We start from the raw sequence: 17,504 nt of genomic DNA, 5'->3' as shown, positions 1-17,504 counted from the left end.
CTGCTGTTCTTTTTTATAGTTGATTAATCGTAAACTTTACGATAATATACTAATTCGTAACTATTACTAATTAAGAGGTGCAGCATGAAAACAATTCCCCATACGTCTTTCTTACGTTATTTTTCTTCCGGAAAACCGCTTAAATTAGGTTTCAGCCTTACCATGCTTATGGTCCTGATTCTGTTAAGCGCCTGTTCCCAAAATGCCGGAACCCCCCCGGAGCAAGAAGGGACTGCAGAACGAAAACATATTCACTTCCTGTATAATTTCTCGACCCGTTCCCTTGACCCGCATGTAGACTCCAGCTATGTTCCGCTGCGCGCCGGCATTACCGAGACGCTGGTCAAGCTGGATGAAGAGCAGCTCAAGGTTGTCCCGTGGCTGGCGGAATCCTGGGAAGGCACTGACGGCCAGCACTGGACCGTGAAGCTTCGCGAAGGCATAACCTTCCATAACGGCAAGGCCATGGATGGCCCCGCAGTCAAGGCCTCACTGGAAAGAGCGATCCGGGAGAGCGCCGCAATCAAGAATGCACTCCATATCGAACATATAGAAGCAGATGGAAATCTGTTACATATTACTACAACCCAGCCGTTCCCTGAATTTATCAGTGAACTGGTGAACCCGAACGTCTCGATTATTGATGTCACTGAGGAAGATTTCAATCAGCAGCTCACCGGCACCGGCCCGTTCAAGCTGGCTTCTTTTGCCCCTGGAAGCAAGCTGGAAGTTGAACGTTACGAAGCTTACTGGGACGGAGCCGCGCAGCTGGATGCCGTCACCTTCTCATTCAATGAGGATGCCAATGCCCGTACACTTGCCCTGCAGTCCGGCCAGGTAGACATTGTATACCGTCCTGAGGTAGAGAGCCTTGAAGTGCTGCGTGCGGAGGACGGGATCGAAGTCGAAGCAACTTCTACCTTCCGGGTCCATCAGATGACGATGAACATGGAACGCGAGAGCATGCAGGATATCCATGTCCGCCGTGCAGTAGATGCCCTGATTAACCGCCAGGAGATTGTGGATACGATTCTTCTCGGTTATGGAGAAGCGGCGAAGGGACCGTTCCTACCCTCCCTGCCGTTTGCTCCGTCATTTGAGCCAGGCCCTGCCGGGGAACAAGCGGCAATCCAGTATTTAACTGAAGCCGGATATACACAGCAGGATGGAGTGATGCAGAAGAACGGAGTCCCTCTTGAGCTCGTACTGCTGACTTACAGTGCCCGTGCCGATTTGCCTTTAATAGCCCAGGTGTTCCAGTCTGACGCCAAACGGATCGGCATCCAGGTCGAAATCCGCCAAATTGATACGCCGGAAGACTATATGGCTTCACACCGGGACTGGGATTTGGCCACCTACAGCAATCTGACCGCGCCGCGCGGGGATGCCGGATATTATTTGAATGCCACCTACCATCCGGCTGGAGCCTTGAATTTCAGCGGCGTTGAACAGCCTGAGCTGACCGCAATCATTGACGAGCTTAACCGTACAGTAGATCCTTCTGAACGCGCCGCACTGGCAGAGAAGGCCGCCAGCTATGTCCATGAGCAGGTGATCAATTCGTTCATCCTGCATCCGTCCACCATCGTGGCCTATAACAAAAACAAGGTCAAAAACTGGGTGACATCGCGCAGTGAATACTACATGATTACCAATCAGCTGGATATCCGGGAATAATGCTAAAGATTATTTTACGTAAGTTTCTGGAGGTCGCACTGTTCCTGCTGTTCATCACCTTTATCAGTTTTCTGTTTATCCGGCTGGCACCCGGGGATCCGGCTTTAACCATTCTGAACGCAGACGAGCTCTCCGTCAGCCACGAACAAATTGAGCAGCTCCGGGAAGAGATGGGGTTCAATGATCACCTGATGGTTCAGTACGGGGAATGGCTGCTGAAGTTCGTCAGACTCGATTTCGGCAATTCTTACGCAACCGGGCAGCCTGTCACGGAGCTGCTCGCAGGCAGCCTGCCGGCAACGCTGGAGCTGACCTTTGGCTCACTTGCAGTCATGATGATCGTTACGCTGCCTCTCGCTTCTCTGTCGGCACTGTACAGGGACAGCTGGATTGACCAGATAAGCCGTGCTTTATCCGTTATCGGGGCCGCTGTGCCCAGCTTCTGGCTGGGCCTCCTTCTGATTGACCTTTTTGGTGTCCAGCTGGGCTGGCTGCCGACCATGGGACGGGACGGCATGACTTCTATTATTCTGCCTTCCCTTACTTTGGGACTGGCTATCTCCAGCGTCTATCTCCGGCTTTTGCGCTCAAGCCTGCTGGAATCACTGGCAGAAGAGTTCATTGTTGCCGGAAGAGCACGCGGATTGTCAGAGCGGAGAATCTTCTGGTCCTATGCGTTCCGCCATAGTCTGCCGCCGGTTATCACTGTATTCGGAGTCAGTCTGGGCAGCCTGATCGGCGGCGTTGTCGTGATTGAGGTGCTGTTCGCCTATCCGGGAATCGGCAGGCTGGTCGTGGATTCGATCCGGCAGCGCGATTATCCGCTTATCCAGGGATATATCCTGGTCATGGCTGTCACAGTGTTTATTGTTAATACGGCTGTAGATCTGCTTAACCGGTACTTAAATCCGCAGATCAGGCTGAAGGGGAGGGAAATGTAAGATGATACGTCCGATGAACCGGATGCCGGCACAGCTAAGAAAAAAACTGCAAATCAGCGCCGTTGCGGTCTTCGGCAGCCTCCTTCTGCTCGTTATTGCCTATTCTTCAGTTATACTCCGGCATGATCCTTCACTTACGGATCTGGGTAACCGCCTGCAGGGAATGAGCCTTACCCATCCGCTGGGAACAGACCATCTCGGCCGTGATGTACTCACCCGCTTAATCCTGGGAGGCCGGCAGACGATCGGCTACAGCGTGCTTGCACTCCTGGCTGCCCTGAGTATCGGCACCTTGACGGGAATGATCGCCGGATACAAGGGCGGGTGGCTTGACCGTATATTTATGCGTACAGCGGACGGATTCCTCGCTTTTCCGGACATGATCGTCGTTATCGTGCTCAGCGGGCTGCTCGGACCCGGACTGAACAGTATGGTCATAGCCATCGTGATGGTGAAATGGGTAAGCTACGCCCGTGTCGTGCGCACTACTGTAATCACCGAGTCCCGGCAGGATTATATGCTGGCAGCCCGGACCAACGGATTATCCTCTGTAACAATGCTGAGGAAGCATCTGCTGCCGCATATTGCCGGGCAGGTGCTCGTTCTGGCCAGTCTGGATCTGGGTAAGGTGATTCTCCTGATTTCATCATTGTCTTACATAGGTCTGGGTGTTCAGCCGCCTACACCGGAATGGGGAGCCATGCTGAATGACTCCAGACCCTATTTCCAGCTTGCACCGGAGCTGATGATCTACCCCGGACTGGCCATTGTACTTGTAGTACTGTGCATCAGCATGCTGGGCGATGTACTGCGGGATTATTATGATGTCAAAAAGGAGGTGCGGCATTGATGCTGCAATTTGAAGAGGTCACCATCCGCAGCCGGACAAGAACGCTGGTAGACGGGGTATCCCTCGGCGTCCAGCCGGGAGAATGGCATGCTCTTGTCGGCCAAAGCGGAAGCGGTAAAAGCCTGCTCTCCCGCAGCGCCGGCCAATTGCTTCCCCCGGGCCTTTCTGCGGACGGCAGCATCCGGTTAGGCGGACAGGACCTGCTGGCCATGAACCGCAGAAACGTACGGAAAGTACTTGGACATAGACTGTCTTATATTTTCCAGGATTATCAGGCCTCCTTCGCCCCGTTCCGCACGATCGGCCAGCATTTCACAGAGGCTCTTAAAATGCACGATAAAAACAGTCTGAGTGCTGCAAAAAGTGTGATCAGCTCTTCTCTCGAATCCGTGGGCCTAAGCGGCAATCTGGCAAAATCCTATCCCTTTCAGCTCAGCGGAGGCCAGCTGCAGCGGGCTTCCATCGCGCTGGCCCTGCTGTTCTCACCGGATGTCCTGATTGCAGACGAAGTCACCACAGCACTGGACAGTGTTACAGGCCACCGCATTCTCAGCCTTCTTCAGCAGCTGCGGGAGGACACCGGCTGCGCCATCCTTTTTATTACCCATGACTGGCGTCATGTCAGAAGATATACGGACCGGATTGCGGTCATGAAGGAAGGCCGGATCGTGGAGTCCGGCGGCACACACCGTGTGCTCGACCATGCACGGCATGAGTATACCCGGCAATTGATTGCAGCCGCACCTGTGCTCTCCCGCCTGGCTTCCGGATTGCCGGAGGTGAATTTATGACCGCGCCTTTGCTGGCCGTAGAGCAGCTGCGCAAGGAATACAAAAGCGGCAGACAGGCTGTCCAAGGGGTATCGTTTCAGCTGAACCGCGGAGAATGCCTGGGCCTGGTCGGCGAGAGCGGCTGCGGCAAAAGCACGCTGGCACGCTGCCTGCTGCGCCTGGAGCCGGTGAGCGGCGGCATTATAACCTTCCAGGGTCAGCGTATTGAAGCCCTTAACGAAAAGGAGCTGAATCCTTACCGCAGGGACATGCAGATCGTATTTCAAAATCCGTCCGCTGCGCTTAATCCCAGGCTTAAAGTCAAAGATTCCCTGCTGGACCCGTACGAGCAGTACAACACCCGGATGAAGCATACCTACTTCAGCTGTTCCTCCAGGGCAGCATTCATCAGTGAATTGCTGGAAGCTGTCGGGCTCTCCCCTTCGCTGGCCGATTGTTACCCTCACGAGCTGAGCGGCGGCCAAAAGCAGCGGGTAACCATTGCCCGCGCAATCAGCATAGAGCCGGCACTGGTTGTGCTGGACGAACCGACAGCAAGCCTGGACGTGCTGTCGCAAGGTGCTGTTCTGGACCTGCTGGAGCAGCTTCAGCGCAGCCTGAATCTGGCCTATCTGTTCATTTCTCACGACCTGGCCGCAGTGAACCGGATGAGCCGCCGCATTATGGTTATGCAGGAGGGCCGGCTGGTCGACGAGTTCGCCAAGGCTGAAATGTTTGCTGACGATAGGCATCCATATACTAAAGAATTGATCTCTATCTTTTAGAAATGACAAAATCCCCTCCCGGTTCACTCCGTCCCCATGATGTCATGGGGATCTTCCGGAGTCCTGCGGGAAGGGATTCTTTGCTTTTATTTACCCGTATAAAGATTGGTTTTCTTCAAAGCTTCGATAAAAGCAAACTTGCTGTATGCGGTTCCGCCTTGGGCGAGCGGGTCCACAAGGTTTACGTATACATTGCCGTTCTTGACAGCCTTAAGGTTCTTCCAGATCGGGTTCTTCTGCAGCTCGGCGAGGGCTTTCGGATTGTCCTTGTTCTCATCTTCCGAGAACTGAACGAACAGGTAATCCGGGTTGATAGCCGCAAAGGCTTCCAGCGAAACCAGCTGCTGGGCTTTCGCCTGCTGGATTTCCTTCGGTACCGCTGCGCCCAGATCCGCATACAGCGAACGGTTAAAGAATACATCCTTTGGATAGAGGTACAGGTTGCCGGAGCGGACGCGAAGCGCCACTACCTTTTTATTTTTCAGCTTCGGAGCAAGCTTGGCTTTGACTACCTTCAGTTCCTTCTGATATTTAACGATGGATTGTGTCGCTTCCTTCTGTTTGCCGGTCAGTGCCGCCAGCAGCTTCAGGTTGTCCATCCAATCGGTTGATATATGTGATACTGGAATGGTAGTCGCAATTTTAGCCAGCTTTGCGTTGGTTTCAGCCGGGAATTTCGTACTGCTGAGAATGACCTCAGGCTTAAGCTTCAGGATCGCCTCAAGATCAGGTTCTGTCTTCTCTCCGATCGGCTGAACACCTGCAGTTATTTTTGAAAAAATAGCCGGGAAATCGCCCCCTACAGTCAGGGCCCCCTTCGGCTTGAAGTTAAGCACCAGCGCATCTTCGAGCGCCTCCACAGCACCGGTAATAACAATTTTGTCTGTTTTGACAGGAACGGTGTATTGCTTGCCCTTGTAAGTAATTTTATGCGTTGCAGTGGAAGCCTTAGCTACATTTACCGGCGCTGCATTCGCGCTGACGGCAGAACCTGCACCAATTACCATTACACCGGCAAGCACTAAACCTCTGATTTTCTTCAACATCCCCTTGACCACTCTCCATCTATTTATTAATAATGATAATCATTATCATAAATCTATGATAGTTAAAACTTTCACGTTTGAACATGGACTTTATGCGAAAATAATCTGGACGATTTCCTTTTTTCCGCAAAATAATACAGGCCGGCAGTCTGCTCTCACGGGCAGCTGCCGGCCTGGCGGGTGTGCGGCTAACATTGTCATTCATGATGGTTTAGCAGTAACGGCTCAGTTATAGATTTCAGTATAAGGCGCTAATTCTTCTTTCAGATACTCTGAAACTTCCGGAGTAAGGATGTTGCCTGACGCATCCAGCAGAGGCATCAGCTTGTGCAGAATTCCAAAGATTCCATTGTTTCCGGGACCTTCGAGCAGGACATCCTCATAAGCTCTGCGGAGCTCAGGATCAAGAGCTTGGGTCTGCGGATCATAAGCCGGCGTGTTGTCGGATCCGTAAAACATTTTGACAGCGGAATATTGAAGCTCCTGCCGGATGGCTGCCGTTCTGTTCGACTTCGGATAGTCCTGTACAAAATCGCTCATAACCGCTGTTCGGCCAATCAGCTCATCCCATGTGATAACGATTCCGGCATCGTATTCTGACGGCTGGTTGCTTTCAGCTGCCATAATATCTATATAGGAAGAGATGTCCTTACCCACGTAGGGCCTGAACACCTTAAATCCCTCATAGTGCAAGACCGGATAATACATCCCCTCACTGCTCTCCAGCTTATAGCCTTTATCCCAGGTTTCCTGGATCAGCCGGCGGATCTGTGTATCCTGGATTCCGCGGAGCAGGCCGGTATAGGTAAGACCATTGTTAGCTGCCGATGCTTCAATCGCATTCTGCACCTTTTCCGGATAGATTTTCTCGGAGAAGCGCTCCAGTTCAGCCTTTTGCGCATTTTCCAGCTGCAGTGTCATCACCGTTGCATACCAGGAGCCGGCTTCATCAATATGGTTGATTAAGTAATTGCGTGCCTGGACAAGGCTTGAGGGGATGCGGATATACTTCTGGAACTGGTTATAGACTGCTTGGGCATCCCGGGAAGCCGCCGCTGCTGCCGCTGCGGGCTGTTCATTAACTGCTGTAACCCCGCTCCCCACTGTAAGCGCGATAAGGAGCAGCATTCCTTTGCTCCAGCCAGTAACAGATTTTGCCTTGTGCCTCATTGAAAGTCCTCCTGTAAGGGGATCTTTTGTTCCTACCCCAGTTATTGGACATTTGTGAAAAGGGTGAAACGTTATCTTTTAACCGCCAGGCAGTAATTCACGTTGTCAAATGCGGTCATGGGATGGTCAGGCTGACTGTCGTTGTAGGCTTTAAACAGCTGGGCAGTGATCTCATCCGGCGTCAAATGCTGATAAATCAGCAGATTCACTTCCTGCAGAAGCTGTTCCATTTCAGTATAGGAATAGCTCGCCTGCATCGGTTCGCCGGCACTTGCGGCCATCATGAGCTGTTTTTGCGCTCTTTCCCCTGCCTGCGGAGTGAATGTCCATTCGTCCGGATAATCAAAGACTAGCGTGCTGCCGGTTGGAAGTATTGAAGTTATTGCCGCTACAAGCTGCTTAAATGCATCCTTGGGCAAATAATAGCTGATCCCCAGCAGACTGCAGAAGCTGATCTGTTCCGGGTGAAAGTCCGGAGCTGCCAAAAGCTCGGTCTGCCAATCACGTTCACGTAAATCACCCGGTATGAAATGCAGGTTGGAAGGTTTGTCTGCATGCAGCATGGATAGACGGCGTTGTTTGTCTGCAGCGGTGGCAGGATGATCGATTTCAAAGATCTGCAGGTTCTTGCCCCACTCGGGCTGACGATAGGCGAAGGTATCATATCCTGCTGCAAAAATAAGATACTGCCCGGCACCCAGCAGCACCGCCGTTTCCAGTGCCTTTTCCGCAAAAGCAGCCCTGCCGAGCGGCGTTGGCGACAGCTGATGATCCGCTACTCTGCGCAGTGTCTCCTCCCGGGAACCCGCAAAATCCGGCTGAAAAAATGCAATCCCCTGGGCCATATTGCCGGAGATCCCTTCGTATTCTTCATCGGTTAGAAGCTGCCTGGCAAGTGAATCATTAAAAATGGTGACCCTGTTCTGCTCCGCATGATGCGCTCTTGCGAATGCGCTCACCAGTGCGGTTAAGCTTTTCTTTTCCATGTAAAATCACCTCATATCTGTTGTAGCATTGAGGCGGCAGAGTAAACAATACTTGATTTATTTGTTAATTTGTGGTATAATAAAGGTAACATATTTATAAAATTCACAACTTCGCCACATTCATGGCGGAGTTTTTTTATTGTTAACTGTGTTTTACAGTTTATTGAAAACCTCTGATTATCGCTTCTTCCCCACTATGAACTGTAACAAATTTAACGCACCCGTCATTCCCTTAACTACCCTTCCTTTGGTATTTAGATCAACAGTTCTGACAACCCGTCGCATGTGAAAATTCGAGTATAATGCGCGCTGCGGGGGTCACCAAGCCAATTGTACGCGAAAAATCGAGTATAATGCGTCGCTGCGAGGGTAACCAAGCCAAATGTACGCGAAAATTCGAGTACATTGAGTTCTCCCCCAGGTCAACGAGCCCCGTTTCTCCGCTTATACATAACACAAACTGTAAACTTTATAGAAATTATTGATAAGCCTACAAAAAATATTTAATTGGCATTTTCATGTCAGGTTTTAGTAAGATTCATTTTAATAATTAATAAATATTTAAGATATTCGGTATTTATTCAATCCAACCAGACAGGAGTGTTCAATTAAGTGTCAACCATCCATTCAGAAGCCCATTCCTCGGCCAAAGCCTATGTACAGCGTGTATATGAAGAGGTTCAGCACCGCGATCCGCAGGAGCGCGAATTCCACCAAGCCGTCAAGGAGATCCTCGATACATTGGTGCCAGTGCTGGAACGCCATCCCCACTACATGGAGAATTCCATCCTCGAGCGGCTGGTCGAACCGGAGCGGAGCATTTCCTTCAGAGTTCCATGGTACGATGATGCCGGCAACATTCAAGTCAACCGCGGATACCGCGTGCAGTTCAACAGTGCGATCGGACCTTATAAAGGCGGACTACGCTTCCACCCTTCTGTCTACTTAGGGATTGTGAAGTTTTTGGGCTTTGAGCAGATTTTTAAAAATGCGTTGACCGGACTGCCCATCGGAGGCGGCAAAGGCGGCTCTGATTTTGATCCCAAAGGCAAATCGGACCGGGAGGTTATGTCCTTCGCCCAGAGCTTTATGACTGAGCTGTACCGGCATATCGGACCTGACACCGACATTCCTGCCGGCGACATTGGTGTAGGCGCTCGCGAGATCGGCTATATGTTCGGACAATATAAAAGAATCCGCGGCGGCCACGAAGCCGGTGTTCTGACAGGCAAGGGCCTGCTGTACGGCGGAAGTCTGGCGAGAAAGGAAGCTACGGGATACGGCCTGGTGTATTTTGTCCAGGAAATGCTGGCTGCGAAAGGGCTGGACTTCCGGGATCAATCGGTTGTTGTATCCGGTTCGGGCAATGTCTCCATATATGCTATAGAAAAACTGCAGCAGCTCGGCGCACATGTCATTGCCTGCAGCGACTCCGGCGGCTACATCCATGATCCGGAAGGCATTAATCTCGGAACGCTCAAAAGATTAAAGGAGCAGGAGCGCTCACGGATCAGCGAATACGTCAAGGAGCATCCGCATGCTGTGTATACGGAAGGCAGCACCGGCATCTGGAGCCTGCCCTGCTCCATCGCACTGCCTTGTGCCACACAGAACGAGCTTGATGAGGAAGCCGCACGGACACTTGTTGCGAACGGGGTAATTGCTGTCGGAGAGGGCGCCAACATGCCGTCTACGCTGTCAGCTATAGATCACTTCCTGGAGCAACAGATCCTGTTCGGACCAGCCAAGGCAGCCAATGCCGGCGGGGTAGCCGTATCCGGGCTTGAGATGAGCCAGAACGGGCTCCGGCTCTCCTGGTCGTTCGAGGAAGTCGATGAACGGCTGCGCCAGATCATGAAGAATATTTACCGCAGCGCCGTCAGCGCAGCCGATGAATATGGTATGCCGGGCAACCTGGTTGCAGGTGCCAATATCGCAGGCTTTTTGAAAGTGGCGGATACGATGCTGGCTCAGGGTGTTGTCTAATCTGACAGCAGCAGCCTAAACTTAGTTGCCACATATTTAAAAAGGACGTGCCGGAATAAACGGCACGTCCTTTTTGCGTAATAGATATAACTCCTGAAACAATGGAATTTTAGCGAGTTAGATAAAGTATAATTGTCCAATGACATTTGGCCGTCTGCCCTAGAATTGTGCATCCATTGGTGTGGGCACCGGGGCTGGTTGAGCAAATTTTGCTTATTTTGCATGCCGGCCATGCTGTTCAGCTTCAAGGTCCGGGCGGCAAATAGGTCTGCGGGCACGCTCCTCCATGTTAAACGCACACTTCATCCGTTATATACCCCTCCCCTTATCCATCTAACGGACCCAGCATCCGTTATTTGTAAGCAATCGCCCCGTTTCCACCGCTAACGGACTGTAGTTCCTTTATTCCGCCAAATGTCGGGTAAATTACAACCTTTGGGATGAAATAAAGGAACTGTGGTCCGTTAGGATTTCAAAACACGCCTCCAGCGCAAAATAACGGACCCGGGGTCCGTTAGGCTTCATAGTAAGTGCCACCTGTTCGGTTTGTAAGGCTTCCGCCCCTTCCCCCATCATGCGAAGCGCCCTTGTTTGTTGTCTAAGCTGAACACTAAGCGTATACAGGAATTTTTAGCATTAGCCTGCCAAGCAATCAGTACGTTCTGGTGCGCGCGGGACGATGGGTGGGTTGGAGCCGGCAATTGTTGACCTAGTGCCGTATGACATCAAAATCACGTAAATCAGGCTGTCGAGACTTTCCCGACAGCCTGATAAATCCCCTTAAACATACTACAGCCAATTACAGGCACGCCTACAGCAATGCGCGGCGCAGCTCTTCCCCTGATTTCGGGGAAAGATAACCCAGCGGAATGTCGAACACGGATTTAGCCCCGCTGGCCCCTTCCCGGCTCAAACGGATAGCTGCTCTTGCGTAAGCGATAAGTACGCTGGCGGTGAACTCAGGATTGCTGTCCAGCTTCAGGCCGAATTCGGCAATTTGCTTGCTGCCGCTGCCCGTGACAGCACTGCGGATGACAAAGCCGCCGTGCGGCATGCCGGAATGCTCTGCAGCCAGCTCCGCTTCCGAGATGAAGGTTACCGTGGTATCATAGTCGGCGAAATAGTCCGGCATGTTCACGATCGTGCTGCGGATTGCCTCCTGGTCTGCCCCCTCTTCTGCTACGACAAAGCAGTCACGGCGGTGTTTCTCGCGTGTTGTCAGCGAAGGCGTTTCTCCGGAGCGGATACGCTCAATCACTTCCTGTACCGGCACAGTGTACTGAACACCGGCTTTGACGCCCGGTACGCGGCGGATGGCATCGGAATGCCCCTGGCTGACTCCGGTTCCCCAGAAGGTATAGTCTACGCCTTCCGGCAGTACAGCCTGCATCAGCAGGCGGTTCATGGAGAACAAGCCCGGATCCCAGCCTGTGGAGATAACCCCGACCTTGCCGCCTTCGAGAGCTGCGGCATTTACTTTTTCATAAAATTCCGGGATTTTGGCGTGAGTATCGAAGCTGTCAACCGTATTGAAAAGCTTGACCAGCTCCGGTGTCTGCTCCGGCAGATCTGTTGCAGATCCTCCGCATAGGATCATTACATCGATCTGATCTATGTAGTCCGCAGCATCCGACAAACGTGCCGTCGGCACTCCGGTCACCTTAGCCAGCTCTTCCGGATCTCTGCGTGTAAAGACCGCTACCAGTTCCATATCGGGATTTTGCTTAATGGCCTGCTGTACGCCTCTTCCCAAATTGCCGTACCCTGCAATTCCTACTCTAATCGTGCTGCTCATGATGATCCTCCCCTGCCGGATTATTATTCCGGGTAATATAGTATTTTTAATTACATATATTCATTACATCATATGTCAACATTTTTCGCCAGTCTAATTATTCTATAAGTATTATTTTCCTCTTTATGCTTTTATTTTTTAGTATTTTCATATACGATAAAGGCTTGTAAGCCATCCTACTAACGACAACCCGGAGGAAACATTATGGCACGACATTTATTCCCCCGTCTGCAGGGCAACAGCCGCGGCTGCCTCGCATTCGAACCGTTTTTCCTGATCCCGTTCAGCATGTTCTCCACTTACGCCACCTTGTATATGTACGAGCTCGGCCTGACGGAAGTGAACATCGGCTGGGTCACCACCATCGGCCTGATCGTGCAGGTCTTCTCATCTTTAATCAGCGGATACTTGACGGACAGGCTGGGCCGCAAGCGGGCCATTTTATATTTCGACCTGCTGAGCTGGAGTCTGGCCACCATCCTGTGGGCCGTTTCACAGAACTTCTGGTTCTTTGTGGCAGCTGCGTTCATTAACGGGTTCCAGCGTGTACCGCATATCGCCTTCTACTGCCTGATTGTTGAAGATACGAAGCCTTCCGACCGTACCTATGTCTTTACGCTGCTTCAGATCATCAGCGTGATCGGCGGCTTGTTCGCACCGCTTGGCGGGCTGCTTGTTGCCCATTACGGAATGGTAAGCGGCATGCGTATTATGTACGTGCTGGCCTTTGTCATGATGACCTTCCAGTTCGTCGGCCGTCACCTGACCACCCGTGAGACAGAAGCCGGCATACAGAAGCGCAAGGAAACCCGCGGTCTCGGACTCAAGCAGATTATGACCGAATACGGCGGCGCTTTCCGCGAGCTTTGGGGAGACAGCACCCTGCTGCTGATCTTCGCAGTCTACATTCTGTTCAATTTCCAGGCTACCCTGAAGACGACTTACCTGTCGCTCTATCTGGCTGATTACCTGCATATGGATAACGGCATCCTGTCATTGTTCCCTGCGGTGTCCTCAGTGATTATGCTGATTACGCTGTGGCTGATTATGCCGAAAATCCCGGAGAAAAGCGCCAACCGTTCCATGATGGCCGGGTTCGCCCTTTCCGCCCTTTCCAATGTCATGCTGGTGCTGTATCCTTCTTCTAATCTGGTCTGGATCGGGCTCAGCACCATTCTGGCAGCAGTCGGGTTAATGATCAGCTCGCCATACCTGGAAGCTGCTGTACAGAATGCAATTGATGATGATAAAAGAGCGAAGGTATTCTCCGTGCTGTCCGTACTCATTCTGCTCTTTACCGCACCTGCCGGCATTATCGGCGGCTGGGCATACAAGCTGGATCCGCGGATTCCGCTTTGGCTGGTTACAGGAGCTTTTGTCCTCTCGTATGTACTGCTTCAGATGTACCGCAAGAGAGAACGCGCAGCACATTAATTTTTGCATCATCATACTTGAACAGAAGGCCCGCGCCGGATGCGGGCTTTTTTTGTATTCCATGCTGGTAATAAATTGTTCCCGTTTTTCGCCAAGTAATACGAAGCAGCAGGAGGAGCACCCAAATCTACTTTATAAGAGGGGTTAATCCTGAAGTTTACCGGACCCAGGCCCTGCACAAAATGAGAGACACCATTTCCCAGTTCCGTGAGCTTGCAGAGCATAGAGAACAGCAGATTCTGCTCTTGAAAAAAGACTGCCGCTCCAAATCCCCGCATAACCCGGATTCCCCCGGAACCTGCTGAGGTAATAAGCAGTAAAGGGGGAATTGATATGTTCAGACGTTTGTCCATTCTGATTGCCGCGGCGCTGCTCTTCCTTCTTCTGTATATCCCTGCTGCTCACCGGACCTCTGCTGCGGGCTTCACCGCCTCCTGGCCTTACAAGGCTGCACTTCTAAATTCCAGCCAGACCGTTGTGGTTACTGCACGAACCGCAAAGTCACAAACAGGGCTGTTAACTTTATATGAAAAGCGTGACGGTAAATGGTCCCCGGCTCTGGCCGGCATTCCCGTAACTTTGGGCCGCGGAGGTACCGGTAAAATCAGAGAAGGAGACGGGCGGACGCCTTCCGGTGTGTATCCGCTGGGTCCGGCGTTCGGAACCGGTGATGCACCGGGGAATCTCAAGCTTGAATATACGAAAACAACCAGTAAGGATTTCTGGATTGATGATCCTGCTTCAGAACAGTATAACCAGTGGGTAACCTATGACGGTCATCCGGGCCTGCGCTGGTCTTCCTATGAGCGTCTTCAGCACCCGCTTTACAAATATGCTGTGGTCATAGGATACAACACTGCTCCGGTAGTGTCCGGGAAAGGCAGCGCGATCTTTCTGCATATCTGGAAGGGCGCAAACCAGCCGACAGCAGGCTGCATTGCCATGTCCGAGAGCAATCTGCTTAAGCTGATGGCCCTGCTCGATCCCGCGAAGTCACCGTCCATTGCCATCGGATTGGCGGACTGAAAAGACCCTGTGCCGGCCGGCACAGGGTCTGATTAATTGTATAGATGCTGCTTCTTAACTCAGCAGAAATCGGATTACAGCTTCCACAGGGTGGCACAGCTGGTAATCCCCGCTCCGACAGACCACAGTACGAACAGGTCCCCTGGAACCAGGGTGCCGTCTTTAATGGCATGATGAAGCGTGATGAACGGGCTGCTGGTCCCTGTGTAGCCATAGATATCGCCAATGTACGGGAATTTAGTAATGTCTTCCTGCAAATTGCCGGCAATATCTTTGATGACACTGAGATTCAGCTGGCTGAGAATATAGTGGGTGATGTCACTTTTCTGCAGTCCATGCTCCTGCAGCAGCATTTCAATATTCGTTACCGCTGTCGGGAATGCCACATTGACGTTATATTCCGGATGAAGATAAATTTTCTTCTCCTCAAGCGTCATATGCTCGCCGTAAATCTGTGTCATCCCGCCTGCAGGAAACTGCATATCCTCGGCTCTTTGCGTATTGGTGTAGTATGCGGAATCAATCAGACCGGCGTCTGTGTCCTCTACACGCTCCAACAAGACCGCGCAGGCCGCATCTCCGCAGAGACCTTTTGACGCCAAGTCCCCTTCTTTATAAAACCTGGCAATTTGTTCCGATCCTACAATAAGCGCGTATTTCACTTTGCGGTTCGTAATCATAGAACGGGCCGCCTGGTCAGCAGCGACAACCATCCCTACACAGTTTGCATTGCTGTCATACACAATACAATTTTCTTTACCCTTTAAAGCCTGGTGAACAAAAGCAGCATCCGTCGGTGCGCTGAAGTCATGAGTGCCTGAGGAGAATACAATCATATCCAGATCTTCTCCGGCAAGCCCGGTTTTTTTAAGTAATGCTTTTGCCGCTTCTATTCCCATAAAGAGCGTGCTTTCTTCATAGCTCTCTGCATAATAACGATCCTTGCGTCCAAAATACTCCCAAATCCCGATAAGCTTCCCTGCTGCTTCCCCCGCCTGGACAGCCAATTCTTCATTGCTGACCTTCGTTGCCGGATGGTACACTTCAGTACTTACTATTCTCACATTAGCCAAGTTTGACCACCCTTTGCCAGTAGATTTGTAATGTATTTCATTGAAAAGAATTTGATCTCCCGTTAACGCTTAACCCTTCACAATCGCCCAAGCTTCATCAACGGTATCTACAAAGTGTCCTGCAAATCCGGCTTTGGGAGCTACTCTCTGCAGCTGGGATTTGGCAACAACCTTTTGCGGATTGACGAGCACACAATGCTTAAACGCGTTGTACAAAACGTAGCAGCGTTCAAGTACAGGCAGGATTTCAGCTTTGAATGGCGCCATATCACTGCAATCGATGATTAGGGACATATCTTTAAGCGGCAATGACGGCATATTATTCTCGAAAATATCTACTTCTTTGATGGTTTCATCCAAATCGGCAAAACCGTGGAGGCTGATAAAAATAGTGTTGGATTCCGGATACATCTTAGTTTCTGCGATCATCTTGTATTGACACTCCTCTGATTGTTTTGATTCTAAGCTGAGAGATTCATGAGCTCAGCAATGAAATTCATGACATAGCTTAGTTAATATCGACATTTCTTGCCTCTTTTTTGATATTTTCAGACAAATAATCATAAATTTTTCAACATTTTGCAGAACTCTGCTTCCATTTATGTATATTGTCCCGGCAAAACCCTCCTCAACATGTCTACTAATCTACTATTGTTGTATTTAGACAACAAAAAACCAAACTATATGAGTATCCCCGCTGTCATGCCGCTTTGAAGCGGTTTAGACCGGTAGCTTTGCGTCTTCCGCCTTTCGGCGGAGTTGCCTTTGTTCATCAGCTGGCGCTTCAGAATAAAACATATTTTGGTATTTATTATCTATGTGAATTTATATTTCGACAGCAGCAGTCATATTTCCTTCTTTTTCTTCGCAATATCTGAATATTTTGAATATTTAAAATAACAGCAGTTAAGGCTGTAAAAAATACGGTCCTTAACTGCTGCTTTGGTTGTTATATGTAACTTTAAGACTGCATTCCATCTTCGATCCGCTTCATAAACTCTTCAACCGCGCTGTAGCCAAGCTGCTTAAGATACCAGTTGTTGGCCGCCGCCTCAATGAGGCCGGCAACGTCACGGCCCGGCTGAAGCTGGATTTCCATATGCGGAATCTGGACACCGAGATATTCGGTGAACTGGGGAACGACCTCCAGCTCATTGTTCAGCGCATTCTCCCGCCATGGGGCCAGCTCAATATCGAGCACGATCCGCGTTTCATCCTGGAAAGCCCTGCGTCCGTATTGTCTGACGACATTGATCAGGCCGACACTGCGCAGTGCCAGGAATTCGCGGGTGGTCTCGTTATGGGTACCGAGCAGTGTAGCCGGCCCCAGCTTTTTTAGTACCACTATATCGTCTGCCACAAACCGGTGGCCTCTTCTGATGAGCGTATGTGCAGTTTCGCTTTTGCCGATTCCGGATTTGCCCCTGAGCAGAATACCTATACCGGATACATTCACACATACACCATGAATAGACATTTCCGGCGCAAGTGTTTTGACCAGATAACTGTCCAGCTTGGCAATGAACTCAGTGGTTGTGTCTGTTGTCCGCAGCAGCGGAATCCCTTCCTGATCACAGAACAGTGTCAAATAAGGGATCTCCTGCTGGCCTGAGGTCACTATAAAACACGGCGGATGATATTTGACGATGTTCCCGATATGCAGCTTGCGGTCTTCCACACTAAGCGTCAATAAATAGTTAATTTCCTTACGGCCGAGCACCTGTACCCGCTCCATAGGAAAAAAATCAAAATATCCGACAAACTCCAGCCCCGGTCTGTGCGTGCGCGGACGGGTAACTGGACGGTCCATCCGGCTGGCTCCCGCCAGCACTTCAAGCTGAAATTTCTCCGTTAGACTTTGTACAGTAACCGACTTCATGTTGTTTCCCTCCTGCAAAAAGATAGTAACGTTTAGTTTAAACTTCTAAAAAACTTGAAAAATTTTCATACTAATTATATATTAAA

General features: G+C 50.8%; 15 protein-coding genes and 1 riboswitch. Of the genes, 8 read left to right on the top strand and 7 right to left on the bottom strand.

Annotation, left to right across the window (positions count from 1 at the left end):
• Window positions 1-162 precede the first annotated feature (162 nt).
• From nikA to C2I18_RS24890, 5 genes are read left to right on the top strand one after another with little or no spacing between them, the layout of a single operon-like run.
• Complete coding sequence (gene nikA, locus C2I18_RS24910) at window positions 163-1,677, top strand: nickel ABC transporter substrate-binding protein (protein ID WP_249898404.1); 1,515 nt, start codon at window positions 163-165, stop codon at window positions 1,675-1,677.
• Window positions 1,677-2,618 carry a nickel ABC transporter permease gene (nikB, locus tag C2I18_RS24905; protein WP_249898403.1) on the top strand — a complete coding sequence of 314 codons (942 nt, stop codon included), beginning with the start codon at window positions 1,677-1,679 and terminating at the stop codon, window positions 2,616-2,618. The genes nikA and nikB overlap by 1 nt, the downstream gene beginning before the upstream one ends.
• 1 nt (window position 2,619) lies before the next feature.
• Window positions 2,620-3,468 (top strand): nickel transporter permease, encoded by an 849-nt coding sequence (nikC, locus tag C2I18_RS24900; protein WP_249898402.1) that lies wholly within the window; start codon window positions 2,620-2,622, stop codon window positions 3,466-3,468.
• Entirely contained in the window at window positions 3,468-4,259 is a 792-nt protein-coding gene (locus C2I18_RS24895) for an ABC transporter ATP-binding protein (RefSeq protein ID WP_342760360.1), read from the top strand. The genes nikC and C2I18_RS24895 overlap by 1 nt, the downstream gene beginning before the upstream one ends.
• Window positions 4,256-5,023: an ABC transporter ATP-binding protein gene (locus C2I18_RS24890; RefSeq protein WP_249898400.1), complete on the top strand. Its 768-nt coding sequence runs from the start codon at window positions 4,256-4,258 to the stop codon at window positions 5,021-5,023. The genes C2I18_RS24895 and C2I18_RS24890 overlap by 4 nt, the downstream gene beginning before the upstream one ends.
• Before the next feature lie 86 nt (window positions 5,024-5,109).
• Here C2I18_RS24890 and C2I18_RS24885 read toward each other — a convergent pair whose 3' ends face one another.
• From C2I18_RS24885 to C2I18_RS24875, 3 genes are all read right to left on the bottom strand, one after another.
• On the bottom strand, window positions 5,110-6,069 hold the full coding sequence (locus C2I18_RS24885; protein ID WP_249898399.1) for an ABC transporter substrate-binding protein: 960 nt from the start codon (window positions 6,067-6,069) through the stop codon (window positions 5,110-5,112).
• A 225-nt stretch (window positions 6,070-6,294) separates the two neighbouring features.
• Window positions 6,295-7,239: a hypothetical protein gene (locus tag C2I18_RS24880; protein ID WP_249898398.1), complete on the bottom strand. Its 945-nt coding sequence runs from the start codon at window positions 7,237-7,239 to the stop codon at window positions 6,295-6,297.
• A gap of 71 nt (window positions 7,240-7,310) precedes the next feature.
• The gene (locus C2I18_RS24875; protein ID WP_249898397.1) at window positions 7,311-8,225 is read right to left on the bottom strand and encodes a class I SAM-dependent methyltransferase; all 915 of its coding nucleotides are present in this window, start codon (window positions 8,223-8,225) and stop codon (window positions 7,311-7,313) included.
• A 612-nt stretch (window positions 8,226-8,837) separates the two neighbouring features.
• Here C2I18_RS24875 and gdhA point away from each other — a divergent pair.
• Complete coding sequence (gene gdhA, locus C2I18_RS24870) at window positions 8,838-10,211, top strand: NADP-specific glutamate dehydrogenase (RefSeq protein ID WP_249898396.1); 1,374 nt, start codon at window positions 8,838-8,840, stop codon at window positions 10,209-10,211.
• 811 nt (window positions 10,212-11,022) lie between these two features.
• On the opposite strand, the gene C2I18_RS24865 is transcribed toward gdhA, so the two are convergent.
• Window positions 11,023-12,006: a diaminopimelate dehydrogenase gene (locus C2I18_RS24865; protein ID WP_249898395.1), complete on the bottom strand. Its 984-nt coding sequence runs from the start codon at window positions 12,004-12,006 to the stop codon at window positions 11,023-11,025.
• Between the two features lie 204 nt (window positions 12,007-12,210).
• Between C2I18_RS24865 and C2I18_RS24860 the strand changes: the two genes are divergently transcribed.
• Complete coding sequence (locus C2I18_RS24860; protein WP_249898394.1) at window positions 12,211-13,440, top strand: MFS transporter; 1,230 nt, start codon at window positions 12,211-12,213, stop codon at window positions 13,438-13,440.
• 333 nt (window positions 13,441-13,773) lie between these two features.
• Window positions 13,774-14,466, top strand: coding sequence for a L,D-transpeptidase family protein (locus C2I18_RS24855; RefSeq protein ID WP_249898393.1), 693 nt, complete (start codon window positions 13,774-13,776; stop codon window positions 14,464-14,466).
• A gap of 74 nt (window positions 14,467-14,540) precedes the next feature.
• Here the strand turns inward: C2I18_RS24855 and C2I18_RS24850 are convergent, their stop codons facing one another.
• The 3 genes from C2I18_RS24850 to hprK form a co-directional block, all read right to left on the bottom strand.
• Window positions 14,541-15,530, bottom strand: a complete 990-nt coding sequence (locus C2I18_RS24850; RefSeq protein ID WP_249902230.1) for a ketoacyl-ACP synthase III — start codon at window positions 15,528-15,530, stop codon at window positions 14,541-14,543.
• 78 nt (window positions 15,531-15,608) lie between these two features.
• On the bottom strand, window positions 15,609-15,968 hold the full coding sequence (locus C2I18_RS24845; RefSeq protein WP_249898392.1) for a hypothetical protein: 360 nt from the start codon (window positions 15,966-15,968) through the stop codon (window positions 15,609-15,611).
• Window positions 15,969-16,223: 255 nt separating this feature from the next.
• Window positions 16,224-16,313, bottom strand: a riboswitch (cyclic di-GMP riboswitch).
• A gap of 187 nt (window positions 16,314-16,500) precedes the next feature.
• Window positions 16,501-17,418: an HPr(Ser) kinase/phosphatase gene (gene hprK, locus C2I18_RS24840; protein ID WP_249898391.1), complete on the bottom strand. Its 918-nt coding sequence runs from the start codon at window positions 17,416-17,418 to the stop codon at window positions 16,501-16,503.
• Window positions 17,419-17,504 lie beyond the last annotated feature (86 nt).

This window comes from Paenibacillus sp. PK3_47, from assembly GCF_023520895.1.
Lineage (GTDB): Bacteria > Bacillota > Bacilli > Paenibacillales > Paenibacillaceae > Paenibacillus_AQ.
The sequence above is the reverse complement of the archived record's forward strand: the minus strand, read 5'-3'. Positions and strand labels throughout refer to the sequence as shown.